This window comes from Micromonospora sp. NPDC051543, assembly GCF_044454415.1.
Taxonomy (GTDB): Bacteria; Actinomycetota; Actinomycetes; order Mycobacteriales; family Micromonosporaceae; genus Micromonospora.
This window is the reverse complement of sequence record NZ_JBITDT010000002.1, coordinates 522,532-545,585: the sequence shown is the minus strand read 5'-3', so window position 1 is coordinate 545,585 and position 23,054 is coordinate 522,532. Positions and strand designations below refer to the sequence as shown.

Sequence of the window (23,054 nt, the reverse complement as noted above, 5' to 3'; positions counted from 1 at the left end):
AGGCTCTGTGGCATGGACGACAAGACCATCCTGAACCGGATCTCCGAGCTGGTCGACGAGGAGCACCGGCTGCGCTCGGAGGCCCAGGCCCACGAGTCCGGCACCGAGGGCGAGACCAGCGAGCGGCTGCGCGCCCTGGAGGAATCCCTCGACCAGTGCTGGGACCTGCTGCGCCGCCGCCGGGCCGCCCGCTCCACCCACGGCGACCCCGACTCGCAGGGCGAACGCCCCAAGCCCGAGGTGGAGCGCTACCTGCAGTGATCGACACGGGCGGGTCGGGCGGCCACCTCGGCCACCCGACCCGCTGCGGTCAGCGGAGGCCCGCCTCGCGCAGCAACTCCCCCGTCAGCACGGCGGGATCGGCCTGCTCGGCGCTCAGCCCCCGGGCCACGAACCAGGCGCTGACCACCCGCACGTCGCGGGCCAGGAATTCGGGCCCCTGCGGGTTCGCCACCACGTCGACCACCTGCGGCAGGTCGATCACGACCAGCCGCCCGGAGTGCACGAGCAGGTTGTACGGCGACAGGTCGCCGTGCGCGTAGCCCGCCCGGGCCAGCACGCGCAGCGCCTCGACCAGCTGGCCCCACAGGTCGCGCAGCTCGGCCGGGCCGGGCCGTAGCTGCGCCAGCCGGGGCGCCGCCAGGCCCGACTCGGCGTCGCCGACGAACTCCAACATCAGCTCGGTGCCCCGCAACTGCACGGGGTACGGCACGGCGATCCGGTCGTTTCCGGCGCCGATCTCCCAGAGCCGCGCCAGCGCCGCGAACTCGGCCGCCGCCCACTGCCCGGCGATCATCTGGCGACCGAAGGCCGTCCGGCCGACCATCGCCCGCATCTCCCGCGAGCGCCGCACCCGGCGGCCCTCCAGGTAGCCGGCGTCGCGGTGGAACAGCCGATGCTCGGGGTCCCGGTACCGCTTCACCGCCAGCAGGCAGGACCGGTCCGTGTCCGGCACCGCCCGGCGGACCAGGTGGACGTCCGCCTCCTTGCCGGTCTTCAGCACACCCAGCTCGGTGTCCTTGGCGGCCAGTTCGGTGACCAACCAGTCCGGGTACGGCGGTGGCCCGTGCACCGCGTCGTCCCAGGACGACCAGCGCTCGCCGGTGTCGGGATCGGGCTCGGTGTCGGGATCGGCGGGCGACTCGGTGGGACGGGCCCGCTTCAGGAACTGTGGTTCGTCGTCGTCGAAGCGGCGCTTGCCGCGGGTCCGGCGCTCCAGCGCCGGGAGGTCATGATCGCGCACTGTGGTGAGGTTCCCTTGATCGAGGCTGAGATAGGCAGCGGAAAGCGACCTGCGAAGACGGCCATGGCCGACCTCCTCTCCTCGAACGGGCGGTACGCCCGGTGCACGATGCGCCGCCATCCTCGCGGCAGCTCGGACGGCGGGTCAACCGAATTACGCTGGGACGCGACGGCGTTCCCCGTCAGCTCGCGGTGGAAGCGTCAGCTCGACAGCGGTGGCCGCGTCAGCCAGCGGCGGAAGCGTCAGCTCACAACGGTGGCGAAGTCAGCTCGCGAGGACCGTGGCGACGGCGGCGATCAGCCCGTCCACCGTGCGGCTCGGCGCGAACCGGACGTCCGACCAGGTCCGCCCCCGGTGCAGCCAGACGCTGGGCAGCCCCACCGCGGCGGCGCCGCCGATGTCCGCCTCCGGGCTGTCGCCGACCACCCACGCGCCACGCAGCGGCATCCGGACGCGCTGCGCGGCGAGCGCGAAGATCCGCGGGTTGGGCTTGCTGACCCCGGCCTCCTCGGAGATCACCCAGTCGGCGACGTAGCGGTCCAGGCCGGTACGACGGATCTTGGCGTCCTCCAGGCGTACCGTGCCGTTGCACACCACCACGGGCACCCACCCCGCGTCGTCGGCGATGCGCAGCGCGCAGGCGGTCAGCGGGTCGAGCCGGGTCTGCGCCACCACCCCGTCGTGCAGCTCCTCCACCAGGTCGATCGAGGGGATACGCAGCTCGTAGCGGTCCCGGATCGCGTCGGCCAGGTCCCAGCGGTCGGTCAACCCGTCCGCGTCGAGCGAGACCAGCCAGTCGATGTCGGTGGGGGGCGCGCCGATGCGGTCCAGGAAGCGCTCACCCCAGCGGCGGAAGGGCCCGGCCCGGTCCAGCAGGGTGTTGTCCAGGTCCAGCAGGAGCAGTGGCACTCGGGCACCCTACGGGACCGACGTGTCCGCCAACAGACCCGCGTGTTTCGACTTCACGATGGGCTTAACCGGTCAGCGACATCCGCGCGCCGCCCTGGCCCGGCAGCAGATCGGCGAGCATCGAATGGGCTGCCCGGGTGCTGGTGAGCACGGCCGGGTCGAGGGTCGCCACGAGCGTGTCCGTGCCCTCGTCGGCGCCCCGGGCGAGCGTACGTCCCTGCGGGTCGTAGATCGCCGCGCCGCCGTTGAACCGCCACGGGTCGCTGCCGCCGACGGCGTTGGCGAAGACCACGAACATCGTGTTGTCCACTGCCCGCGCCGCGTAGTACAGGTCCCGGCGGTGCTCCGAGCCGGCCAGGTAGCCGCTGGGACACAGGTAGGCGTGCGCGCCGTCGAGCGCGGCGGCCCGACCATGCTCCGGGAAACAGCCGTCGTAGCAGATGCCCAGCCCGAGCCGCCAGTCGTCGACGAGCAGCGTGGCGCCCCGCCCACCGGGGCTGAACAGGTCGCGCTCGTCGCCCCAGAGCTGCTGCTTGTCGTACCCGACCCGGACGGCGCCAGCGCGGTCGACCACGAGAGCGGCGATGGTCCGCCGGTCGTCCGGGTGCCGAACCGCGGCGCCGACCACCACGGTGACCCCGGCGGTCCGTGCCGCCGCCCGCAGCGGGTCGAGCCGACCGTCGGCGACCAGCCCGGCCGGGTCGGCCGCCACGTGGGTGCCGACCGGATCGGCGGCGAGGGTCGGCGGGTGGTACGCGCACAGGTACAGCTCGGGGAGGACGACCACCCGGGCGCCCTGGCCGGCGGCGAGCCGGACCAGCTCGGCGGCGGCCGCCGCGTTGCCGGCGACGTCACCGGGCGCCGGGGTGGCCTGGACGGTGGCGACGGTCAGCGGGCCGGACGGCGCGGGGTACGAGCGGGTCACGGGTGGATCGTAAACGTCGCGTTACCAAGCCGTACGTACGGTTTGCACCGCCCGGGGTGACCTGCGACGATCGAGGTGTGCCCAGAGTAAGTCAGGACCAGCTCGACGCGCGCCGGCAGGAGATCCTTGCCGCGGCCCGGGCGTGTTTCGCCCGACTCGGCTACGAGGGGGCCACCGTCCGCCGCCTCGAGGAGGCCACCGGCCTGTCCCGGGGTGCCATCTTCCACCACTTCCGCGACAAGGACTCCCTCTTCCTCGCCGTCGCCGAGGACGACGCCGCCGCCATGGTCGAAACGGTCGCCCGTAACGGTCTGGTGCAGGTGATGCGCGACCTGCTGGCCCGCGCCGTCTCGCCGGACACCACCGGCTGGCTGGGCAGCCAACTGGAGGTGTCCCGCCGGCTGCGCACCGATCCGGCGTTCGCCAAGCGCTGGGCGGAGCGGTCCGCCGCGATCGCGGAGGCGACCCGGGACCGGCTGGCCCGCCAGCGCGACGCCGGGGTGCTGCGCGAGGACGTACCGATCGACGTGCTGGCCCAGTTCCTGGAGCTGGCCTACGACGGCCTGGTGCTGCACCTGGCCATGGGCCGGCCGGCCGGTGACCTGGGCCCGGTGCTGGACCTGGTCGAGGAGGCCGTCCGCCGCCGCTGAGCGGTGTTGCCGCCGCCGCCGACGGCACGGACGCCCCGGGCCGGCGGCATGGCGTCGGTGCTCCACAATGGGGCCGCCGACCCCTCCGGTGACAGGAGCAGCCGATGATCGTCCACGCCGCCTCGGGCGACACCTGGGGTGTCCCCGGTCCGACCTTCCTCCGGCTCTACCTGGTGGCGGCCGTGGTGCTGGTCACCATCGCGGTCCTGCACCGGGTACGTCTCAGCACCGGCGCGGAACCCCTCGTCGCCGAGCCACTCGGCCCCCAGGAGGTCGCCTACCTCAACGGTGGGCCGGCCCTCGCGGTGCACGCCGCGCTGGGCGGCCTGCGGAGCAGCGGCGCGATCGACGTCGGTCCGGATCGTCACCTGCTCACCACCGGCCCGACCCCCACCGGGCTCACCCCGCTGGAGCAGGCGATCCACTGGGCCGCCCACCAGGGCACCCGAGCCCGGGACCTCGCCCAGAACCAGCGGGTCGCCGCCGCGCTCGACCAGCTCGGCACCAGCCTCGAAGGGCGCGGACTACGCGTGAGCCAGGCGCAACAGGCCTCCGCACGACAGTGGCGCATCCTCCTCGCCGCCCTGCTGGTGTTCGGCGTCGTACGGCTGTTCGCCGGCCTGGCCAACGGGCGTCCGGTGGGCTTTCTGCTGCTCACCCTCATCGGCGTGGCGGTGGCGGTGCTGCTGCTCTGGCGGGTGCCCCAGACCACGCGGGCCGGCCGCCACGCGCTCCGCGACCTGCGGAGCCGACACCACCACCTCGCCCCCGACTCGTCCCCCGCGTACGCCACCTACGGCGCGGCCGGCGCGGCGATGGGTGTGGCGCTGTACGGCACGGCGTCGCTGTGGGCCATCGACCCGGGCTTCGCCGCTCAGGCCGAGATCCAGCGCCAGGCGATCGCCAGCAGCGGCTGGTCGTCGGGTGCCGGCACCGGGTCGTCGGGTACGACCGGCAGCTCCTGCGGCGGCGGCAGCTCCTGCAGTGGAGGCGGCGGGTGCGGCGGCGGTGGGTGCGGCGGATGACCGGCCCGTACGGCGTCGGCATCGGTTGGCGTCCCGAGATCGCCGGTTTCGTGGCCGAGCTGCCCGGGTTGCGCTTCGTCGAGGTGGTGGCCGAGTCGGTGACGTCGACCGGGCCACTCCCGGTCGGGCTGACGCGGCTGCGCGAGCGCGGCGTGACAGTCGTACCCCATGGGGTGCGGCTCTCCCTCGGCGGCGCCGAACCGGTCGACCCGGCCCGCGTCGCCCACCTGGCCGCCGTCGCGCAGCGGGTGGACGCCCCGCTGGTCAGCGAGCACATCGCGTTCGTGCGGGCCGGCGGGCTGGAGGCCGGGCACCTGCTGCCGCTCCCCCGCAGCCGGGAGGCGGTCGACGCGGTCTGCGCGAACGTGGCCCGCGCGCAGGCCGAGCTGCCGGTGCCGATCGCGCTGGAACCGATCGCCGCCCTCTTCGACTGGCCCGACGACGAGCTGGACGAGGCGGACTTCCTCACCGAGATCCTGGACCGGACCGGCGCGCTGCTGCTGCTGGACGTCGCCAACGTGCACGCCAACGCCCGCAACCGGGGCACCGACCCGCTCGCGCTGCTCGACCGGCTGCCCCTGGACCGGATCGGCTACGTGCACGTGGCCGGCGGGGCCGAACGCGGCGGTTTCTACCACGACACGCACACCCATCCCATGCCGCCGGAGGTGCTGGAGCTGGTCGGCGCGCTCTGTGCCCGGCGACGGCCACCGGCGCTGCTGCTGGAGCGCGACGGCGGGTACCCGCCGGCCGCCGAGCTGCGCGCCGAACTGGACGCCCTGGCCGCAGCGTCCGGCTTCCCGGCCGTGACATGACCGGCGCTGTCACGGGCGACTCCCAGGGCGCGCACGAGCTGCCCCAGCCCCGCCCCGGCCTGGCCGCGCGGCAGGCGGAGCTGGTCGCGACGCTGGTCGCCGGAGGTCCGACGCCGGCCGGATTCGCGGTGGGGCCGCTGGCCGTCGCCCGGGCGGCGCTGCTGAACAAGCGCGCCGGCGAGGTGGCCCGGCACTGGCCAGGGCTCGCCGCCGGCCTCGGCGCCGCGTGGCCCGCGACCTTCGCCGACTGGGCCGCCGGCCGCCCCACGGTGGGCTCCCTGCGCGACGGCTGGGATCTGGCCCGGGCCCTGCGCGGGCGGGCGGCGCTGCCGCCGTCGGGCGCGGAGGAGCTGGCGGTCCGGGAGGCGACTCTGCGCTACGACGGGCGCACCGCGCCACGTCCGCGCCGACTGCCAGCCGTGAACCGCGCCGGCGGCGCCGTCGCGGTGCAGGTCGCCGGTCGGGTACGGCTGCTGCGCCCCGCCGCCAACGTTGGCGGGGACGCTCCGGATCGGGCAGGATCGGCGTTATGGATCTCGGACTGACCGACCGCGTGTACGTGCTGACCGGCGCCTCCCGCGGCCTGGGTTACGCGACGGCGCAGTGCCTGGTCGCCGACGGTGCCCGGGTGGTGCTCTCGGCGCGGGACGCGGACGCGGTGGCCGCCGCCGCCGAGCAGCTGGGCGGTCCGGGCAAGGCGGTCGGCGTCGCCGCGGACCTGACCGACCCGCAGACCCCGGAGCGGCTCGTCGCGGCGGCCCGCACCCACTTCGGCCGGCTCGACGGCGCGCTGATCTCGGTCGGCGGCCCGCCCGCCGGCAACGCCGCGTCGATCACCGACGAGCAGTGGCGGAACTCCTTCGAGACCGTCTTTTTGGGCACCGTCCGCACCGCGCGCACCGTCGCCGGGGCGCTGCCCGACGGGGGCGCGATCGGGCTGGTGCTGTCCACGTCGGCCCGTGGGCCGGTGCCCGGCCTCGGCATCTCCAACGGCCTGCGGCCCGGCCTCGTCGGCGTCGCCAAGGACATCGCCGACGACTACGGCCCGCGCGGCGTACGCGTCGTCGGCCTGCTGCCCGGCCGGATCATGACCGACCGCAACCGGGAGCTGTTCGCCGCGACCGGCGACCCGGAGCGCGCCCGCGCCGAGGCGAAGGCCCTCATCCCGTTGCGACGCCTCGGCGACCCGGCCGAGTTCGGTCGGGTGGCCGCCTTCGTGCTCTCCCCCGCCGCGAGTTACCTGACCGGCCTCACCGTGCCGGTCGACGGCGGCGCGCTGCGGGGCCTGTGACAACGGGCGGCCGCGGCGGCGATGTGCCGTCGGCGCTCGGCCATTCCGGCCCGGGTGTCACGCCTCCCCGGCCCACCCGAGCGGAGCTGGCGGCGGCTGCGGACCGGACCATTCCGGACGTGCTCGCGCCAGGGCTGGCGGTGCTCTTCGTCGGCATCAACCCGGGCCTCTGGTCGGCGGCCACCGGCTGGCACTTCGCCCGCCCCGGTAACCGGTTCTGGCCGGCGCTGCACCTGGGCGGATTCACTCCCCGCCTGCTGCACCCGAGCGAGCAGGACGACCTGCCGGCCCTCGGGCTCGGCATCACCAACATGGCCGCCCGGGCCAGCGCCCGTGCCGACGAGCTGACCGCTGAGGAACTCCTCGACGGCGCGGCGATCCTGACCGACAAGGTGGCCCGGTACCGGCCACAGTGGGTGGCCGTGGTGGGAGTGACCGCGTACCGGATCGGTTTCCAACGACCAAAGGCCACCTTCGGACCCCAGCCGGAGTCGCTGGCCGGCTCCCGGCTCTGGGTGCTACCCAACCCGAGCGGCCTGAACGCCCACTTCACACCGGTGACGCTGGGCGCGGCCTTCGCCGAACTACGGACGGCCACCAACCCGCCCGACCGCGCCCCACCCCGCTGATCATGAAGTTATTGCCACGACACGCCGACACGAGTGGCGATAACTTCATGATCAACCGGGGTGGGAATGATCGGGCGGCATTGTTCGGCACCGATACCCTGCACGCATGGCCCGCATTCTGCTCCCACTGTTCCTGGTGCTCGTCCTCGCGTTGGTCGTCTTCGTGGCACTACGGCGCCGACGCAGGGTTGCCCGGTCGGACGACCGGCAGGCGGGGCTGGATTCCGCGCGCAAGGCGATCCGCCAGAGCGCGCGGGAAACCCGCAAGCGTCGCCGGGGCAGCCTTCGCGGCAAGGGCGGCGGCGGTGACCAGAACCTGGCCTCCGACGCGGGCGTGACGAGCGACTCCGGCGGCATGCCGTAGTGCGACCAGCCGGCCTGTTGATCGACTCGACGTCGAGGAAGTCGGGCTTTAGAAGCGACCGGGATACCGCGAGTTCCGCGAACCCGGGTGGATCAACCAAACGACGGGTCAGTTGGCGGCGGCGGGCGGCATTGCCTCGTCGGCGACGTACGTGCCCAGGGGCATGACCACCGGCTCGGGGCCGGTCGCGTCCACGAAGGGGCGGGGCGAGTCGGCGACCGCGAACTGGGTGCGGTACAGCTCGGCGTAGAGCCCGCCGACGGCGACCAGCTCGTCGTGCCGGCCCCGCTCGACGATCCGACCGCCGTCGAGCACGAGGATCTGGTCGGCGTCCCGGACGGTGGAGAGCCGGTGCGCGATCACCAGGGCGGTGCGTCCGGCCAGCGCCACCGACAGCGCACGCTGCACCGCGGCCTCGCTCTCCGAGTCGAGGTGCGCGGTCGCCTCGTCGAGGATGACGATCGACGGGGCCTTGAGCAGCAGTCGGGCGATGGCGATCCGCTGCTTCTCGCCGCCGGAGAAGCGGTAGCCGCGCTCCCCCACCGTCGTGTCCAGCCCGTCGGGCAGCGACCGGACCAGGTCGGCGACCTGGGCGCCGGCGAGCGCGGCCCAGATCTCGTCGTCGGTGGCGTCGGGCTTGGCGTAGCGCAGGTTCTCGGCGATGGTCTCGTGGAACAGGTGCGAGTCCTGGGTGACCACGCCGATCTCGTCGCGCAGGGAGGCGAGCGTCGCGTCGCGCACGTCCACCCCGCCGACCAGGACCTGACCGTCGGTGACGTCGTAGATCCGGGAGATGAGCATCGACAGCGTCGACTTCCCCGCGCCCGACGGCCCCACCAGGGCGACCATCTGGCCCGGCTCGACGCTGAACGAGACGCCCTTGAGCACCGGCTCGTTTACCGTACGGTCGAGGGTGGCGACCTCCTCCAGCGAGGCGAGGGAGATCTCGGCCGCGCTGGGATAGCGGAAGCGCACGTCGCGGAAGTCGACCCGGCCGGCGCCCCGGGGCACCGGGACGGCGTCGGGCTTCTCCACGATGCCGGGCTTGAGGTCGAGCACCTCGAAGACCCGGTCGAAGGAGACCAGCGCGCTCATCACGTCCACGCGGACGTTGGAGAGCGCGGTGAGCGGCCCGTACAGGCGGGTCAGCAGCAGCGCGAGGGTCACGACGGTGCCCGCGCTGACGCCGCCGGTGACGGCGAGCCAGCCGCCGAGACCGTAGGTGAGCGCCTGCGCCAGCGAGGCGACCAGCAGCATCGCCACGAAGAACGTCCGCGAGTACATGGCGGACTGGATCCCGATGTCGCGGACCCGCTCGGCGCGGCCGGCGAACCGGCGGGCCTCGATGTCGGGTTGGCCGAAGAGTTTCACGAGCAGCGCGCCGGCCACCCCGAACCGCTCGGTCATCGTCGCGTTCATCTTGGCGTCGAGGTTGTACGCCTCGCGCGTGATGTCGGCCAGCCGCCGGCCCACCCGGCGTGCCGGGATGATGAAGATCGGCAGCAGCACCAGCGAGAGCGCGGTGATCTGCCAGGAGAGGGTGAACATCACCGCGGCGGTGAGCACCAGTTGGATGACGTTGCTGACCACGCCGGACAGGGTGGAGGTGAACGCGCGCTGCGCGCCGAGCACGTCGTTGTTGAGCCGGCTGACCAGGGCGCCGGTCTGGGTGCGGGTGAAGAACTGCAACGGCATCCGCTGCACGTGGTCGTAGACGCGGGTGCGCAGGTTGAGGATGATGCCCTCGCCGATGCGGGCGGAATACCACCGCTGGGCCAGGGACAGCAACGCGTCGGCGACCGCCAGCCCGGCGATGAACAGGGCCAACCGGATGACGAGCCGACCGGCCTCGGTGCCGCCCCGGTTGATCGCGTTGATGACGTCACCGGCGAGCACCGGCGTGGCGACGCCGATGATGGCGGCGAGCACGACCGTGGCCAGGAAGACGACGATGTCGCGCCGGTAGGGCTGGGCGAAGGCGACGATGCGGCGGGCCACCCCGCTCTTGAGCCGGTGGGTGGAGACCTCGTCGCGGTTGCGCATCGACCGGAGCATGCTCCACCCGGCCATGCCACCGCCGGACATCGGGCTGGACACCACTCACCTCCGGGTCGTCGGGCGGACCGCGCTGTCGGGTCAATTCTCCCGACAGGTGTGACAACCTCGCTCGTAACCCGGATCTTCCCGCGCGGTCCTTACTATTCGCCCCGGCCGGCGAGATCGCGCAGGCGGCGGGTCTGCGCCTCGCGCTCGGCCCGCTGCTGGTCGGCGTGCGACCGCCCGGCCGCGCCGGCGAGCAACGCCTTGATCTCCACCACCGCGTCGCGCGGGCCGGCCAACAGGCCCGCCGTGAGGTCACGGACCGCGTCGTCCAGCTCCCCCGGGGGTACGACGAGAGTCGCCAGCCCGATCCGGTCGGCCTCGGCGGCGTCCAGCCGGCGGCCCGTGGCGCAGATCTCCAGCGCCCGGGAGTAGCCGACGAGCTCCACGAGGCGCTTCGTGCCGGCCAGGTCGGGCACCAGCCCGAGCGTCACCTCGGCCATCGAGAACCTCGCGTCGGCGGCGAGGACCCGCAGGTCGCAGGCGAGGGCAAGCTGGAAGCCGGCACCGATCGCGTGCCCCTGCACCGCCGCCACGGAGATGACATCCGGCCGGTGCAGCCAGCTGAAGCCGCCCTGGAACTCGGCGATCCGGTCGGCGCACTCGTCCTCGGGCAGCGTGGCCAGCTTGGCGAACGACCCCGGGCCGGACGCACCGGCAACCGCGAGGTCGAGGCCGGCGGAGAACGCACGCCCCTCGCCCCGGACCACCACCACCCGTACGTCACCGGGCAGGTCGCGCGAGAATTCGCTCATCGCGCGCCACATGGCCGGCGTCTGGGCATTGAGCACGTCGGGCCGGCACAACGTCACCGTGGCGACCGGCCCGTCGCAGGTCAGCCGAACCCCGGTCGCCTCGGTGGTCACCGGACTGCCCGGGGGGCGGCGTTGGTCAACGACGCTAAGGGGCGGGTCACGCCTTCTTGCGGCGCCGGGCACCGCCGCGCTGACGCAGCTGAACCCCGGACTCGGTGAGCACTCGGTGGATGAACCCGTAGGAACGGCCGGTCGAGGCCGCCAGCGCGCGGATGCTCTCCCCCGAGGTGTACCGCTTTACCAGGTCCTTGGCGAGCGTCTGACGCTCGGCTCCGACGATCCGGCGACCCTTCTCAGTGCTGGTGGCTGTGCCAGTGGCTGCCATGCTGTGTCCTCACGTCCCAGACTGTGCGGTTCGGATACGGTCCCACCTATTAGACCGCCTCGAACGATCATGCGCCAGATATCAACTCTTCGCCAACCGACACGCTATGCAATGTCAGGTTCCCGATAGAGTGATCCTCGCGAAACGTCCCGAGTGGGCCACTCCGGCGCGGTGACGCCGGCAGCCGTACGCTCCCGGACGTGATCGACCTGTTCGGCACCGCAGCCGGCGCGGCCGTCGTCTTCGCCGCCACCGACATCGACGACATCGTCATCCTCACGCTGTTCTTCGTCGCGGCCCGCACCACCGGCCGCCCGCGCGCCGCGCAGATCGTCGCCGGCCAGTATCTCGGCATCGGCGCGCTCGCGCTGGCCAGCGCGGTGGTCGCCGCCGGGTTGCTGGTCGTGCCGGACCCGTGGACCGGGCTGCTCGGCCTGCTGCCGATCGCGCTGGGCGTCCGCGCGCTGTGGCACCGGGACGACGACGAGGCCGCCACGGTGGTCACCGGCACGCTCGGCGTGGCCGGGGTGACGATCGCCAACGGGGCCGACAACGTGGCCGTCTACGTACCCGTGTTCCGGGCCCTCGGCCCCGGCGACAGCGCGGTGTTCCTGCTGATCTTCGTGGTGCTGATCGGCCTGTGGTGCGCCGCCGCGGCCTGGCTGGGCGGCCACCGGCGGGTGGTCGCGCTGGTGGAGCGTGCCGGGCACTGGCTGGTACCGGCGATCTTCGTCGGCATCGGTGTGGTGATCCTGGTCAGCTCCGGCGTGCTGGGCCACCTGGTCGACCTGCTGGGCTGACGGCCGGGCCGGGGCCCGACCCGACGGCCGCGCGGTCAGGCCAGCTCGACCAGTTCGAGGAGGTCGTCGCTCCAGGCGTCCTCGTCGCCGTCGGGCAGCAGGATCGCGCGGTCCGGCTTGAGCGCGAGCACCGCGCCGGGGTCGTGCGTGACCAGCACGATCGCACCCGGGTAGTTGGCGATCGCGTCGAGCACCTGCTCGCGGCTGACCGGGTCCAGGTTGTTGGTCGGCTCGTCGAGCAGCAGCACGTTGGCGCCCGAGCAGACCAGCGTGGAGAGGGCCAGCCGGGTCTTCTCGCCACCGGAGAGCACGCCGGCCGGCTTGTTCACGTCGTCGCCGGAGAACAGGAACGCGCCGAGGATCTTGCGCAGGTCCGTGTCGGACTGATCGATCGCGGCGGCGCGCATGTTCTCCAGCACCGTCCGCTCCACATCCAGCGTCTCGTGCTCCTGCGCGTAGTAGCCCAACCGCAGGCCGTGCCCCGCGTGTACCTCGCCGGTGTCCGGGCTGAGCAGCCCGCCGAGCATCCGCAGCAGCGTCGTCTTCCCCGCGCCGTTGAGCCCGAGGATGGCCACCCGGGAACCCCGGTCCACCGCCACGTTGACGTCGGTGAAGATCTCCAACGAGCCGTACGACTTGGACAGGCCGGTCGCCGTCAGCGGCGTCTTGCCGCACGGGGCGGGGCTGGGGAAGCGGACCTTCGCCACCCGGTCGGCGACGCGTACCTCCTCCAGGCCCGAGATCAGCTTCTCGGCGCGGCGGGCCATGTTCTGCGCGGCGACCGTCTTGGTGGCCTTGGCCCGCATCTTGTCGGCCTGCGCCATCAGCGCGCCGGCCTTCTTCTCGGCGTTGGCCCGCTCGCGGCGGCGGCGGCGCTCGTCGGTCTCGCGGGCCTCCAGGTACGCCTTCCAGCCCAGGTTGTAGACGTCGATCACCGAGCGGGTGGCGTCGAGGAACCAGACCTTGTTGACCACCGACTCCAGCAGCGCGCCGTCGTGGGAGATCACGATGAGCCCGCCCTTGTGGTTGGCGAGGAACCCGCGCAGCCAGGTGATCGAGTCGGCGTCGAGGTGGTTGGTCGGCTCGTCGAGCAGCAGGATGCCGCCGCCGTTCTCACCGGCGTCCCGGAACAGGATCCGGGCCAGCTCGATGCGCCGACGCTGACCGCCGGAGAGGGTGCCGATGGTCTGGGCGAGCGCGCGGTCCGGCAGCCCGAGGTTGGCGCAGATCCGGGCGGCCTCGGCCTCGGCGGCGTACCCACCCAGGGCGGCGAACTGGTCCTCCAGCACGCCGTAGCGGCGGACCAGCTTGTCGTTGGCGTCCTCGGCAAGGCGCTCCTCGACCTCCTTCATCTGGGCCATCAGCACATCGAGACCGCGGGCGGAGAGCACCCGGTCGCGGCCGGTGACCTCCAGGTCGCCGGTGCGGGGGTCCTGCGGGAGGTAGCCGATGGCGCTGCGCTGGTCGATCTGGCCGCCGTACGGCTGACCCTCGCCGGCGAGCACTTTGAGGGTGGTGGTCTTGCCGGCGCCGTTGCGGCCGACCAGGCCGATCCGGTCACCGGGCTGCACGCGCAGGGTGGTGTCGGACAGCAGGATCCGGGAGCCGGCACGCAACTCCAGGCCGGTGGCAGTGATCATCTCGTAGGACTCGCTCTCGGGGTCTGGAAGGCTGACTCAGGGCACGCGAAAGCGCCGGCGGGCGGTGGGCCCGTCGGCGCGGGGCGGTTCAGCCTTCGCAGCGCGGCACGGCGACAAGTGTACCGGGCGCTCACGTACGACCCGCTCGGATTACCAATCAAGATCATCGGGTACCGGAACGCCTGTCCGGACCCCGTCCGGCACTGAAACGACTAAACGACACACAGACGACATTCACCGGTATTAGGCGATCGGGGTCAGCATGGAACTGAACGAGCGGGCCGAGCTCGACACCTCCCAGGCCAACGACCTGGGCCGCGGCAGCGGCGGCGGGGGCGGCGGAGGTATGGGCATCCCCATCCCGGGAGGCGGCGGCAAGGGCGGCATCATCGGCATCGTGGTCGCCGTCATCATCGCCCTGCTCGGCGGCGGCTTCGGCCTCAACGCGATGAACAACGGCGACGAGGGCGGCCAGGCCGGAGGCGACGACCTCGACCAGGTGTGCTCCACCGCCAACCCCGACCGTCTCCAGGACGCGCGCTGCCGCAACCTGCTCTTCGTCAACAGCATCCAGGCGTACTGGAAGAAGGCGTACCCCGAGCTGGGCAAGGGCAACTACGAGCCCACCACCACGAACTTCTTCCAGCAGGCCGTGAACACCGGCTGCGGGCAGGCCGACTCCGGCGTCGGCCCGTTCTACTGCCCCGCCGACCAGAAGGTGTACATCGACCTGAGCTTCTACGACGAGCTGGCCACCCGGTTCGGGGCCAAGGGCGAGTTCGCCCAGCCGTACGTGCTCGCCCACGAGTACGGCCACCACGTCCAGGACCTGCTCGGCACCAACGCCAAGGCCGGCCAGGGCGACCAGAGCGGCCCCAAGTCCGCCTCCGTGCGGTTGGAGTTGCAGGCCGACTGCTACGCCGGCGCCTGGGCCAAGCACGCCACCGAGAGCAAGGACAAGAGCGGCCAGGAGCCGCTGTTCAAGTCGATCACCGAGGCCGACATCAGCCAGGCCGTCGACACCGCCGAGGCGATCGGTGACGACAGCATCCAGGAGCGCTCCGGCGGACGGGTCAACCCCGACCAGTTCACCCACGGCACGTCCGAGCAGCGCAAGCGCTGGTTCAGCCAGGGCTACGACCAGGGCGACCCGAAGACCTGCGACACCTTCGGCACCGACCAGCTCTGACACCCCGTACCGCACGATCGTGGCAGGCCCGCCCGGCGGGCCTGCCACGATTGTCGTTTCAGCGCTCAGTCGAGCTTGGACACCTGGTAGTGCCCGATCAGCCAGGCGTCAGCGACCCGCCGCACGACCACGCCCAGGTGCACGGTCAGCGCCGGCCGGTCGGTGAAGCCGAACTCGACCTCCAGATAGCCGAGGACCGCGTCGGCGGAGAGCCGCCGGGTCTCCCGGATCTCGTACGCGGCGGTCAGGCCCAGCGGCTGTGCCGCGTAGTACGCCGCGATGCCGTCCCGGCCGACAACGTACGGGCGCAGGCCCTGGAAGATCGCGTCATCCGCGAAGACCGACGCGACGCGCTCCGGCTCGTGGGCGTCGACCGCCGACCTCCACCGGTCCAGGACCGAGCGCAGGATCTCCACCTCGTCAGCGGCCACGGTCACCGCCCCGGCCGACCGGGGTCGTTCGGGTGCGGCGTCAACGGCGTGACGGTCTCCCGCCGCCAGGCGCGCAGCGGCATCGACGCGAGGACCGACTCCAACTCGTCCGCGTCGGCGGCCTCGAAGAGACCCCACGTACGCCACTCCCCCGGCGCCAGCGGCGGCCGCCACAGGCGCAGCAGACTGCCCTGCGCCGTCAACTCGGCCGAACGCGCCGCCTCACGCGCACGCATCTCGGCAACCCCGTCCTCCGACGTGCCGTCCGGCACCGTCGTCACCATGTCCACCAGGAACTCCACGCGCCCATCCTCCGACCATGCGCGCCGCACCACGCCCCGAACCCCCGTTCGGGTGGCGGTCGTCTCTGCTCCGACTCGACCGGACGGCCAGCCGAGAGCAGCGCCGCCGCCGCGATCCGGCGCGCGTAGCGCCGCCGTTGACCAGACGCGGTCAGTCCGGGGCCGGGGCGGATAGCGTCGCCGCCGACCAGACGCCGTCAGTCCGGGGCGGGTGCCGTCGCCGCTGACCAGACGCGGTCAGTCCGGGGCCGGGGCGGGGTCGCGCAACCGGATCCGTACCGCCCGGGCCGCGCTCACCGCCGCGACCAGGACCGCGTGCCGAGGCTCCGGCACGTCGAGCAGCCGTTCGGCCCGCAGCGGCACGAGCGGGGCCAGCCGCCGGTCCGCGAGCACCGTGTCCACGGCCCGCCGGTCACCGCCGCAGACCAGGGCCGCCAGCTTGGCCGCCTCCGGCAGCAGCAGCCGTACGGCCAGGTCCGCCGCGTCGCCCAGCGCCGCCTTGGCCTGATTGTCACGCCGCCGGGCGAACCGGTGCTGTGACCACCCACCGGCCGCGGTGCGCCCCTGCACATACCGGGTGTCCACCTTGGAGACCACCAGCTCGGCGCCCCGCGCCACGCCGATCGCCACCGCACCCTTGCGGGCCAACAAGAGACCGATCCGGTACGGCGTGCCGGCGGCGGCCACGAAGGCGGCCACGTCGTCCCTGGCGGGCGAGCCGGGCGGTGTGTGCAACTCGGCGGTGGCTCCGTCGGGGGCGGTCAGCAGCAGCCCGTACTCCCGTGCGGTGGTGGTGGGCGGGCCGTGCCGGTCGGCGAAGCCCTCGACCCAGCGGCCGACGCGGGCCGGGTCGACCTCGACCCACCGGCCTCCCCCGGCGGCGGGTCGACTGGTCACCGTCCGACCGTACGCCACCGCCGGCGCACCCGGACCCTCAGCCCGGCACCCGCCAGCGCGCCCGGACCGTCAGGCCGGCAGCAGCGCGGCCACCGCCGGCCCGCCCGGACCCTCAGCCCGGCAGCAGCGCGGCCACCGCCAGCGCGGCGATGAGGACGCTGGAGAGCACGCCCGTGACCAGCCGGCCGCGCGGGCCGGTCAGTGCCCGGCCGACCACCGTGCCGCCACCGGCGATGAGCAGCTGCCAGCTCGCCGACGCCAGGAACACTCCGGCCACGAACAGGGCCGCCGGCAACGGTCCCGCGTCGGCTGTGTCCGGCCGCCCGAGGACCAACGCGACGAAGTAGAGCACCGTCGTCGGGTTCAGCAGGGTCAATCCGAGCAGCGCCGCGTAGGCACGGCCCGGAGTCTCCATGCCCCGACCGCCCCGCGCCGCCGGCGCCCGACGGGAGCGGTGGGCAACCCAGGTCCGCCAGAGCCCGTGCCCGGCCAGCCCCAACAGGACCACGGCGGCGACCACCCGCAGCGGACCGGCCGCCGGCGCGATGACCCCGGCCAGACCGGCGCCGCCCAGCGCGGCCACCGCCGCGTAGAGCCCGTCGGCCGTCGCCACCGCGAGGGCCGCCGCCGCGCCGACCCGGAACGAGGTACGGGCACTGAGCCCCAGGATGAGGATCGCGATCGCGCCGACCGGGATGGCGACGCCGTAGCCGGCCACCAGACCGGCGAGGAACGCCCCGCTCATGGCCGTCGACGCAGGATCGAGGCCCGCCCCGGTACCGGCCGCTGTCGACGACCGGCAGTCGTCGCAGGGACCAGAACCCGCATCGCGTACGCCTCGATCACATCGGCATCGTGCGCGCCGACAGTCGACCCCCGCAACGGATTTCCCCGCAGCGCCCACGCACTGACGCGCCCCGCCCGCACGCCCGCACGCCCGCACGCCCGCACGCCGATCTTGCACTTTCGGACGCCGAGATGTCCACCTTCGCGAATTAAGTCGGCACAGAAAGCGCAAGATCGGCGTCGGGGGCCGCCCTGCACGCCCAAGATCCTCACAACATCGGGGAAGGTGCTGCATCCGCCACGCCGGAAACAGCAACATCGGTGTAGTTGCGCAGGTCTTGCTGGGACCGGTCGACCGATCAGTCCCACCTGGCGGGTGAGTTGCGGGCGCCAGCCGAAGATCGTGCTCGAACCACGATGTAGTGGCCTCGGCGAGGCACCGAGGCCACTACATCCATGATCGAGCACGATCCTGGCCGGATCGCGGCGGATCAGTGCCGCGACTCGGCCCACCGGGGGTCGCGGCCGAGGTAGGAGAGCAGCGCGCTCACCTCGTCGGCTTCCGCGCCCGGGTCGAGCGCCGCCGCGAACGCGCCGTAGGCCCGCAGCGGCTCGACGATCTGCCGCGCGACCTCGAACAGGGGGCGGGCCAGGTCGTCGTGGAGCGGGGACGGCTGACCGGTGGCCACCGCGATGTCCCAGGCGTGCACCGCCGCGTCGAGGGCGGCGGCGACGGCAGCCGTGTGGGCCGGTAGCGCGCCGTGCGGCAGGGGCGTCGGCACCTGCGGATCCTCGTCGGCGACGCCCGCCCAGGCACGGGCGGAGGCGTCGAGGGCGGCGTACAGGCCGGTCAGCTTGTTCCCCTCGATCCGACCGGAGGGCGCGAACGGGTCCTCCTCCGGCCCCGATCCGCCGGTGATCGCCGCGACGTAGGCGAGCTGGTCGCCGGTCGCGTGCTGGAGCACCTGGGTGACCGTCCACCGATCGCAGGGCGTGGACAGGTCCCAGGCCTCGACCGGGATTCCCTCGGCGGTCGTCCGCAGCGCCCGGTGCGCCTCGTCGAGCACGATCCGCCACTGTCCCGCTGCCGTCTCGTTCATTGTCCCGACCCTCTCCGCCGATCCGCCGAGTTTCCCAGCGAAACGGAACGTTCCGCTCCGTTTCGACCTCAGCTTAGCAGACCGGAACGATCCGTTCCACAGCAGGTTTCACCTCTGAACACGTCGAGCGCGGCACCCCGGAGGGCACCGCGCTCGAACGAAGAAGATCGGGAGTTCGGGTCAGACGTTGAAGCCGAGGGAACGCAGCTGGTCCCGACCCTCGTCAGTGATCTTGTCCGGGCCCCACGACGGGAGCCACACCCAGTTGATCCGGATGTCGTTGACCAGGCCGCCACCGGGGCCGGTGGTGAGGGCCTGCCGGGCCTGGTCCTCGATCACGTCGGTCAGCGGGCACGCCGCCGAGGTAAGCGTCATGTCCAGGGTCGCGACGTTCTCGTCGTCGACGTGCACCCCGTACACCAGGCCCAGGTCGACCACGTTGATCCCCAGCTCCGGGTCGACGACGTCCTTCATCGCCTCCTCGATGTCGGCGATCATGGCCTTGCTGACGCCATCCGCCGGGGCGGCGACGTCGCCACTCACCGCGCCGGTCTGTGCCACGACGGTGTCGTCGGCCTCCGGCGTCGCCGCAGTAGCCGTATCCTCGCTGCTCATGCCTTCACCTCCGGGCTCACGCCCACACCGGCGCGTGCCGCGGCGTCCTTGAACGCCATCCACGGCAGCAGCGCGCACTTGACCCGGGCGGGATAGCGGGCCACGCCCGCAAAAGCGACCCCGTCACCGAGTACGTCCTCGTCCGGCGTGACCTGGCCACGTCCGGACATCAACTCGACGAACGCCTCGTGCACCTCGAATGCTTCCCCGGCGCCCCGACCGCGCAGCAGTTCGTGCAGGACGCTCGCCGAGGCCTGGCTGATCGAGCAGCCCATGCCGTCGTACGAGATGTCGTGCAGCACCGTGCCGTCGGTGGCCACCCGGACGGTGACCTCGTCGCCGCAGGTCGGGTTGACGTGGTGCGCCTCGGCGACCTGGTCGCCCGGGTCGTCGGCGTCACGCAGGCCCCGCCCGTGCGGGTGCTTGTAGTGATCCAGGATGATCTCCTGGTAGAGCTGGTCGAGCTGCACCATCAGTCGAACACCTTCCGTACCTGCTCCAGACCGCCCACCAGGGCGTCGATCTCCCCGGTGGTGGTGTAGAGGTAGAACGACGCCCGGGTCATCGCCGGAACGCCGAACCGGCTGCACACCGGCTTCGCGCAGTGGTGACCCACCCGCACCTGCACGCCCAGCGAGTCGAGCACCTGCCCCACGTCGTGCGGGTGCACGTCACCGAGGGCGAACGAGATGGTGCCGCCCCGGCCGATCGGTACGGTCGGGCCGAAGATCCGCAGGTCGGGCACCGAGCCGAGGGCGTCCAGCGCGTACGCCGTCAGCTCCTTCTCGTGCCACTGGATCGCCGGCATGCCGATGCCGGTGAGGTAGTCGACCGCCGCGCCGAGCGCGACCGCCTCGGCGATCGGCGGAGTTCCCGCCTCGAAGCGGGCCGGCGGCGCGGCGAACGTCGACCGGGCCATGGTCACCGTCTCGATCATCGAGCCGCCGCCCATCACCGGCGGCATGGCCGCCAGCAGCTCGCCCCGGCCCCAGAGCACGCCGATGCCGGTCGGACCGAGCATCTTGTGCCCGGTGAACACGATGTAGTCGGCGTCCAAATCGACCACGTCGATGGGCAGGTGCGGCACGGACTGGGAGCAGTCCAGCAGCAGCAGCGCGCCCACCTCGCGCACCCGCGCGGTGATGCGGGAGGTGGCGTTGACGGTGCCGAGGATGTTCGACATGTGCACCAGCGAGACGATCTTCGTCCGTTCGGTGATCAGGTCTTCCAGGCCCGACTCGTCGAGCCGGCCCTGCTCGGTGACCCCGAACCAGCGCAGCGTCGCGCCGGTGCGCTCACAGAGCAGCTGCCACGGGACGATGTTCGAGTGGTGCTCCATCTCGGAGATCACCACCTCGTCGCCGGGGCCGAGCCGGAACCGCGGGTCGCCGTCCGGACGCAGCGAGGCGTTGGAGAAGGCGTACGCCACGATGTTGATCGCCTCGGTGGAGTTCTTGGTGAACACCACCTCGTCGACGCTCGGCGCGTTGATGAACGCGGCGAGCTTGGCCCGCGCCCCCTCGTACGCCTCGGTGGCCTCGGTGCCCAGCGTGTGCACCGACCGCGAGACGTTGGCGTTGTGCCGCGCGTAGTGCTCGTCGAGCACGTCGAGGACCTGCCGGGGCTTGTGCGAGGTGTTGGCGCTGTCGAGGTAGACCAGCGGGTGCCCGTTGATCTCCCGATCGAGGATCGGGAAGTCGGCGCGCACCCGGGCCACGTCGAAACGCGGCACGTCGTCGTACTGCGGCATCCCCTCGGGGATCGCGATGCTGGTCATCTCGACAGCGCCTCTCCCACTCAGGCCTTGGCCGAACCGGCCCCGGCGGCGTACCGCTCGTAACCCTCGGCCTCGAGCTTGTCGGCCAGCTCCGGGCCGCCCTGCTCGACGATCCGACCGGCGACGAACACGTGCACGTGGTCCGGCTTGATGTAGCGCAGGATCCGCGTGTAGTGGGTGATCAGCAGCACGCCGGTGTCGCCGGTGTCGCGGACCCGGTTGACGCCCTCGCTGACCACGCGCAGCGCGTCCACGTCGAGACCCGAGTCGGTCTCGTCGAGGATGGCGATCTTCGGCTTGAGCAGCTCCAGCTGGACGATCTCGTGCCGCTTCTTCTCACCGCCGGAGAAGCCCTCGTTGACGTTGCGCTGGGCGAACGCCGGGTCCATCTGGAGGCGCTCCATCGCGCCGCGCAGCTCGCCGCCCCAGGTACGCAGCTTCGGCGCCTCGCCGTCGATGGCGGTCTTCGCGGTACGCAGGAAGTTCGCCACCGAGACGCCGGGAACCTCGACCGGGTACTGCATGGCCAGGAATAGGCCGGCGCGGGCCCGCTCGTCGACCGTCATGGCGAGGACGTCCTCGCCGTCGAGGGTCACCGAGCCGCCGGTGATCTCGTACTTGGGGTGACCGGCGATCGAGTACGCCAGGGTGGACTTGCCGGAGCCGTTGGGGCCCATGATGGCGTGGGTCTCACCGGACTTCACGGTCAGGTCGACGCCGGCCAGGATCGGCTTGAGCTCACCTTCGGGCAGCTTGACCGACACCTTCAGGTCGCGGATCTCCAGGGTGCTCATTATCGGGTCACTCCATTACTCGGCGTCAGGCTCAGATAGATGTCGCCGTCGCGGACTTGGACGGGGTAGACGGGTACGGGTTCGGTGGCGGGCAGGCCGGTGGGCGTGCCGGTGCGCAGGTCGAAGCGCGAGCCGTGCAACCAGCACTCCAGCGTGCAGCCGTCGACCTCACCCTCGGAGAGGGCGACCGCGGCGTGCGAGCACTCGTCGTAGGCGGCGTAGAACTGGCCGTCCTCGGCGTGCACCAGCGCGATCGGCGTGCCGTCGACGTCCGCACTGATGGCGGTGCCCTTCGGCACATCCTCGGTGGAGCAGATCCGGATCATCAGGCGCCGGCCTTGCTGAGCCGGGCCTCGATCGCGTCGCCCAGGCGCTCGCGCAGCGCCTCGACCGGGATCTTGTTGATCACCTCGGCGAAGAAGCCGCGGACCACCAGGCGACGGGCCTCACCCTCCGGGATACCCCGGGCCATCAGGTAGAACAGCTGCTCGTCGTCGAAACGGCCGGTCGCGCTGGCATGGCCAGCGCCGGCGATCTCGCCGGTCTCGATCTCCAGATTGGGTACGGAGTCCGCGCGCGCGCCGTCGGTGAGCAGCAGGTTCCGGTTGATCTCGTACGTGTCGGTGCCGGTCGCCTCGGCCTGGATCAGCACGTCGCCGACCCAGACGGTGTGCGCGTCCGCGCCCTGCAGCGCGCCCCGGTAGCCGACGTAGCTGCGGCAGTCCGGCACGTTGTGGTCGACGAGCTGCCGGTGCTCCAGGTGCTGGCCGCCGTCGGCGAAGTAGACGCCGTACAGCTCGGCCTCGCCGCCCCGACCCGTGTACTCCACCGAGGTGAACTGCCGGACCAGGTCGCCACCCAGGGACACCTGGATGTGGATGACCTTGGCGTCCCGGCCCAGCTTGACCTTCAGGTGCTGGGCCTGGACCGCGTCGTCGGCCCAGTCGGCGACGGTGACCAGGGTCAGCTTCGCGCCGTCGGCCACGGCGACCTCGACGTTGTCGGCCAGGGTGGCCGATCCGACGTGCTCCAGCACCAGCGTCGCCTCGGCGAAGCGGCCGATCTCGACGAACGTGTGCCCGAACGCCGGCTGCCCCGCGCCCGTGCCGACCACCCGCAGGCTCACCGACTGACCGAGCACCACGTCCGGGGCCACCCGCACCAACAGGGCCTCGGCGGCAGCGCCGTACGCCAGCGCACTGACCCGGTCGACCGGGGTGAGCACGCTGCCGATCCGCTCGTCGTCGCGGCCGATCCGGGTGATGGCCACGCCCTCGGGCAGGTCGCCGTACTCGTGCCGGACCGTGCCGGTCTCGGCCGGCAGGTCACCGGAGAGGCCACGGAGGCGCTTGAGCGGGGTGAAGCGCCAGTCCTCCTCCAGGCCGGTGAGGGCCGGGAAGTCGGCGACGTCGTACGAGCGCAGCGCCTGCGACTTGGTGCTGGGCGGCGGCGCGGAAGCCTGGGTAGTCATGTCTTCCTTGGTCTGTCTGTTCCGTGACGGCGAGGTTGGGCTTCGTGCGGGGGGGGGGGGGGGGGCGGCCCCCCCCCCCCCGGGCCCCCCCGGCCCCCCCCCCCCCCCCCCCCCCACACGAAGATGTTTCGGGGGAAGCACAAGGACGGCGAGAAACACAG

General features: G+C 72.5%; 28 protein-coding genes. 10 read left to right on the top strand and 18 right to left on the bottom strand.

Annotation, left to right across the window (positions count from 1 at the left end):
• Nucleotides 1-12: 12 nt before the first annotated feature.
• Nucleotides 13-261 (top strand): DUF2630 family protein, encoded by a 249-nt coding sequence (locus ACIA3K_RS05580; RefSeq protein ID WP_396799342.1) that lies wholly within the window; start codon nt 13-15, stop codon nt 259-261.
• A gap of 49 nt (nt 262-310) precedes the next feature.
• Here the strand turns inward: ACIA3K_RS05580 and ACIA3K_RS05575 are convergent, their stop codons facing one another.
• The 3 genes from ACIA3K_RS05575 to ACIA3K_RS05565 all read right to left on the bottom strand — a co-directional run bounded on the left by ACIA3K_RS05575 (nt 311) and on the right by ACIA3K_RS05565 (nt 3,077).
• Nucleotides 311-1,243, bottom strand: a complete 933-nt coding sequence (locus ACIA3K_RS05575; protein ID WP_396799341.1) for an RIO1 family regulatory kinase/ATPase — start codon at nt 1,241-1,243, stop codon at nt 311-313.
• A gap of 264 nt (nt 1,244-1,507) precedes the next feature.
• Nucleotides 1,508-2,152, bottom strand: a complete 645-nt coding sequence (locus tag ACIA3K_RS05570; protein WP_396799340.1) for an HAD family hydrolase — start codon at nt 2,150-2,152, stop codon at nt 1,508-1,510.
• Between the two features lie 64 nt (nt 2,153-2,216).
• Nucleotides 2,217-3,077 carry a carbon-nitrogen hydrolase family protein gene (locus ACIA3K_RS05565; RefSeq protein WP_396799339.1) on the bottom strand — a complete coding sequence of 287 codons (861 nt, stop codon included), beginning with the start codon at nt 3,075-3,077 and terminating at the stop codon, nt 2,217-2,219.
• Nucleotides 3,078-3,154: 77 nt separating this feature from the next.
• Between ACIA3K_RS05565 and ACIA3K_RS05560 the strand changes: the two genes are divergently transcribed.
• The 7 genes from ACIA3K_RS05560 (at nt 3,155) to ACIA3K_RS05530 (ending at nt 7,851) form a co-directional block, all read left to right on the top strand.
• Nucleotides 3,155-3,727, top strand: coding sequence for a TetR/AcrR family transcriptional regulator (locus ACIA3K_RS05560; protein ID WP_234591495.1), 573 nt, complete (start codon nt 3,155-3,157; stop codon nt 3,725-3,727).
• Nucleotides 3,728-3,831: 104 nt separating this feature from the next.
• Nucleotides 3,832-4,752: a TIGR04222 domain-containing membrane protein gene (locus ACIA3K_RS05555; protein WP_396799338.1), complete on the top strand. Its 921-nt coding sequence runs from the start codon at nt 3,832-3,834 to the stop codon at nt 4,750-4,752.
• Nucleotides 4,749-5,567: a DUF692 domain-containing protein gene (locus ACIA3K_RS05550; protein WP_396799337.1), complete on the top strand. Its 819-nt coding sequence runs from the start codon at nt 4,749-4,751 to the stop codon at nt 5,565-5,567. Before ACIA3K_RS05555 ends, ACIA3K_RS05550 begins: the two co-directional genes overlap by 4 nt.
• A complete protein-coding gene (locus ACIA3K_RS05545) occupies nt 5,564-6,112 on the top strand; it encodes a hypothetical protein (protein ID WP_396799336.1) in 549 nt (182 codons plus the stop codon). Before ACIA3K_RS05550 ends, ACIA3K_RS05545 begins: the two co-directional genes overlap by 4 nt.
• Nucleotides 6,097-6,858 (top strand): SDR family oxidoreductase, encoded by a 762-nt coding sequence (locus tag ACIA3K_RS05540; protein ID WP_396799335.1) that lies wholly within the window; start codon nt 6,097-6,099, stop codon nt 6,856-6,858. The genes ACIA3K_RS05545 and ACIA3K_RS05540 overlap by 16 nt, the downstream gene beginning before the upstream one ends.
• Nucleotides 6,859-6,881: 23 nt before the next feature.
• Complete coding sequence (mug, locus tag ACIA3K_RS05535; RefSeq protein WP_396799376.1) at nt 6,882-7,487, top strand: G/U mismatch-specific DNA glycosylase; 606 nt, start codon at nt 6,882-6,884, stop codon at nt 7,485-7,487.
• A gap of 106 nt (nt 7,488-7,593) precedes the next feature.
• The gene (locus tag ACIA3K_RS05530; RefSeq protein WP_396799334.1) at nt 7,594-7,851 is read left to right on the top strand and encodes a hypothetical protein; all 258 of its coding nucleotides are present in this window, start codon (nt 7,594-7,596) and stop codon (nt 7,849-7,851) included.
• A gap of 108 nt (nt 7,852-7,959) precedes the next feature.
• On the opposite strand, the gene ACIA3K_RS05525 is transcribed toward ACIA3K_RS05530, so the two are convergent.
• The 3 genes from ACIA3K_RS05525 to ACIA3K_RS05515 all read right to left on the bottom strand — a co-directional run bounded on the left by ACIA3K_RS05525 (nt 7,960) and on the right by ACIA3K_RS05515 (nt 11,091).
• Nucleotides 7,960-9,936 carry an ABC transporter ATP-binding protein gene (locus ACIA3K_RS05525; RefSeq protein ID WP_396799375.1) on the bottom strand — a complete coding sequence of 659 codons (1,977 nt, stop codon included), beginning with the start codon at nt 9,934-9,936 and terminating at the stop codon, nt 7,960-7,962.
• Nucleotides 9,937-10,049: 113 nt separating this feature from the next.
• A complete protein-coding gene (locus tag ACIA3K_RS05520; RefSeq protein WP_396799333.1) occupies nt 10,050-10,817 on the bottom strand; it encodes an enoyl-CoA hydratase/isomerase family protein in 768 nt (255 codons plus the stop codon).
• Nucleotides 10,818-10,863: 46 nt separating this feature from the next.
• Complete coding sequence (locus ACIA3K_RS05515; protein ID WP_007462679.1) at nt 10,864-11,091, bottom strand: helix-turn-helix domain-containing protein; 228 nt, start codon at nt 11,089-11,091, stop codon at nt 10,864-10,866.
• Between the two features lie 200 nt (nt 11,092-11,291).
• Here ACIA3K_RS05515 and ACIA3K_RS05510 point away from each other — a divergent pair, with 200 nt between their 5' ends.
• Nucleotides 11,292-11,891, top strand: a complete 600-nt coding sequence (locus ACIA3K_RS05510) for a cadmium resistance transporter (protein ID WP_396799332.1) — start codon at nt 11,292-11,294, stop codon at nt 11,889-11,891.
• A gap of 35 nt (nt 11,892-11,926) precedes the next feature.
• On the opposite strand, the gene ACIA3K_RS05505 is transcribed toward ACIA3K_RS05510, so the two are convergent.
• Nucleotides 11,927-13,531 carry an ABC-F family ATP-binding cassette domain-containing protein gene (locus tag ACIA3K_RS05505; RefSeq protein ID WP_396799331.1) on the bottom strand — a complete coding sequence of 535 codons (1,605 nt, stop codon included), beginning with the start codon at nt 13,529-13,531 and terminating at the stop codon, nt 11,927-11,929.
• Nucleotides 13,532-13,793: 262 nt separating this feature from the next.
• Here ACIA3K_RS05505 and ACIA3K_RS05500 point away from each other — a divergent pair, with 262 nt between their 5' ends.
• Nucleotides 13,794-14,720 carry a neutral zinc metallopeptidase gene (locus tag ACIA3K_RS05500; protein ID WP_396799330.1) on the top strand — a complete coding sequence of 309 codons (927 nt, stop codon included), beginning with the start codon at nt 13,794-13,796 and terminating at the stop codon, nt 14,718-14,720.
• Between the two features lie 65 nt (nt 14,721-14,785).
• Here the strand turns inward: ACIA3K_RS05500 and ACIA3K_RS05495 are convergent, their stop codons facing one another.
• The 11 genes from ACIA3K_RS05495 to sufD form a co-directional block, all read right to left on the bottom strand.
• The gene (locus ACIA3K_RS05495; RefSeq protein WP_396799329.1) at nt 14,786-15,151 is read right to left on the bottom strand and encodes an SgcJ/EcaC family oxidoreductase; all 366 of its coding nucleotides are present in this window, start codon (nt 15,149-15,151) and stop codon (nt 14,786-14,788) included.
• Nucleotides 15,152-15,153: 2 nt separating this feature from the next.
• The gene (locus ACIA3K_RS05490) at nt 15,154-15,453 is read right to left on the bottom strand and encodes a muconolactone Delta-isomerase family protein (protein ID WP_396799328.1); all 300 of its coding nucleotides are present in this window, start codon (nt 15,451-15,453) and stop codon (nt 15,154-15,156) included.
• 237 nt (nt 15,454-15,690) lie between these two features.
• A complete protein-coding gene (locus tag ACIA3K_RS05485) occupies nt 15,691-16,350 on the bottom strand; it encodes an acVLRF1 family peptidyl-tRNA hydrolase (protein ID WP_396799327.1) in 660 nt (219 codons plus the stop codon).
• Nucleotides 16,351-16,462: 112 nt separating this feature from the next.
• Nucleotides 16,463-17,095: a LysE family transporter gene (locus ACIA3K_RS05480; RefSeq protein WP_396799326.1), complete on the bottom strand. Its 633-nt coding sequence runs from the start codon at nt 17,093-17,095 to the stop codon at nt 16,463-16,465.
• 532 nt (nt 17,096-17,627) lie between these two features.
• Entirely contained in the window at nt 17,628-18,236 is a 609-nt protein-coding gene (locus ACIA3K_RS05475) for a TIGR03086 family metal-binding protein (RefSeq protein WP_396799325.1), read from the bottom strand.
• A gap of 180 nt (nt 18,237-18,416) precedes the next feature.
• Nucleotides 18,417-18,851: a metal-sulfur cluster assembly factor gene (locus ACIA3K_RS05470; protein WP_396799324.1), complete on the bottom strand. Its 435-nt coding sequence runs from the start codon at nt 18,849-18,851 to the stop codon at nt 18,417-18,419.
• Nucleotides 18,848-19,321, bottom strand: a complete 474-nt coding sequence (gene sufU / locus ACIA3K_RS05465; RefSeq protein WP_355049630.1) for a Fe-S cluster assembly sulfur transfer protein SufU — start codon at nt 19,319-19,321, stop codon at nt 18,848-18,850. Before sufU ends, ACIA3K_RS05470 begins: the two co-directional genes overlap by 4 nt.
• 2 nt (nt 19,322-19,323) lie before the next feature.
• A complete protein-coding gene (locus tag ACIA3K_RS05460) occupies nt 19,324-20,628 on the bottom strand; it encodes a cysteine desulfurase (RefSeq protein WP_355049607.1) in 1,305 nt (434 codons plus the stop codon).
• 20 nt (nt 20,629-20,648) lie between these two features.
• A complete protein-coding gene (gene sufC, locus ACIA3K_RS05455; RefSeq protein ID WP_396799323.1) occupies nt 20,649-21,422 on the bottom strand; it encodes a Fe-S cluster assembly ATPase SufC in 774 nt (257 codons plus the stop codon).
• Complete coding sequence (locus ACIA3K_RS05450; protein WP_396799322.1) at nt 21,422-21,748, bottom strand: non-heme iron oxygenase ferredoxin subunit; 327 nt, start codon at nt 21,746-21,748, stop codon at nt 21,422-21,424. The genes sufC and ACIA3K_RS05450 overlap by 1 nt, the downstream gene beginning before the upstream one ends.
• On the bottom strand, nt 21,748-22,893 hold the full coding sequence (gene sufD, locus ACIA3K_RS05445; protein WP_396799321.1) for a Fe-S cluster assembly protein SufD: 1,146 nt from the start codon (nt 22,891-22,893) through the stop codon (nt 21,748-21,750). Before sufD ends, ACIA3K_RS05450 begins: the two co-directional genes overlap by 1 nt.
• Between the last annotated feature and the right edge of the window lie 161 nt (nt 22,894-23,054).

Excerpts from the sequence above, each read along its gene's own strand:
- ACIA3K_RS05515 (WP_007462679.1), bottom strand. The coding sequence starts at position 11,091 with ATGGCAGCCACTGGCACAGCCACCAGCACTGAGAAGGGTCGCCGGATC.
- ACIA3K_RS05460 (WP_355049607.1), bottom strand. The coding sequence starts at position 20,628 with ATGACCAGCATCGCGATCCCCGAGGGGATGCCGCAGTACGACGACGTG.
- ACIA3K_RS05530 (WP_396799334.1), top strand. The coding sequence starts at position 7,594 with ATGGCCCGCATTCTGCTCCCACTGTTCCTGGTGCTCGTCCTCGCGTTG.
- ACIA3K_RS05450 (WP_396799322.1), bottom strand. The coding sequence starts at position 21,748 with ATGATCCGGATCTGCTCCACCGAGGATGTGCCGAAGGGCACCGCCATC.
- ACIA3K_RS05525 (WP_396799375.1), bottom strand. The coding sequence starts at position 9,936 with ATGTCCGGCGGTGGCATGGCCGGGTGGAGCATGCTCCGGTCGATGCGC.
- ACIA3K_RS05480 (WP_396799326.1), bottom strand. The coding sequence starts at position 17,095 with ATGAGCGGGGCGTTCCTCGCCGGTCTGGTGGCCGGCTACGGCGTCGCC.
- ACIA3K_RS05555 (WP_396799338.1), top strand. The coding sequence starts at position 3,832 with ATGATCGTCCACGCCGCCTCGGGCGACACCTGGGGTGTCCCCGGTCCG.
- ACIA3K_RS05475 (WP_396799325.1), bottom strand. The coding sequence starts at position 18,236 with ATGAACGAGACGGCAGCGGGACAGTGGCGGATCGTGCTCGACGAGGCG.
- ACIA3K_RS05580 (WP_396799342.1), top strand. The coding sequence starts at position 13 with ATGGACGACAAGACCATCCTGAACCGGATCTCCGAGCTGGTCGACGAG.
- ACIA3K_RS05545 (WP_396799336.1), top strand. The coding sequence starts at position 5,564 with ATGACCGGCGCTGTCACGGGCGACTCCCAGGGCGCGCACGAGCTGCCC.
- ACIA3K_RS05500 (WP_396799330.1), top strand. The coding sequence starts at position 13,794 with ATGGAACTGAACGAGCGGGCCGAGCTCGACACCTCCCAGGCCAACGAC.
- ACIA3K_RS05505 (WP_396799331.1), bottom strand. The coding sequence starts at position 13,531 with ATGATCACTGCCACCGGCCTGGAGTTGCGTGCCGGCTCCCGGATCCTG.
- ACIA3K_RS05540 (WP_396799335.1), top strand. The coding sequence starts at position 6,097 with ATGGATCTCGGACTGACCGACCGCGTGTACGTGCTGACCGGCGCCTCC.
- sufC (WP_396799323.1), bottom strand. The coding sequence starts at position 21,422 with ATGAGCACCCTGGAGATCCGCGACCTGAAGGTGTCGGTCAAGCTGCCC.
- sufD (WP_396799321.1), bottom strand. The coding sequence starts at position 22,893 with ATGACTACCCAGGCTTCCGCGCCGCCGCCCAGCACCAAGTCGCAGGCG.
- ACIA3K_RS05550 (WP_396799337.1), top strand. The coding sequence starts at position 4,749 with ATGACCGGCCCGTACGGCGTCGGCATCGGTTGGCGTCCCGAGATCGCC.
- ACIA3K_RS05470 (WP_396799324.1), bottom strand. The coding sequence starts at position 18,851 with ATGAGCAGCGAGGATACGGCTACTGCGGCGACGCCGGAGGCCGACGAC.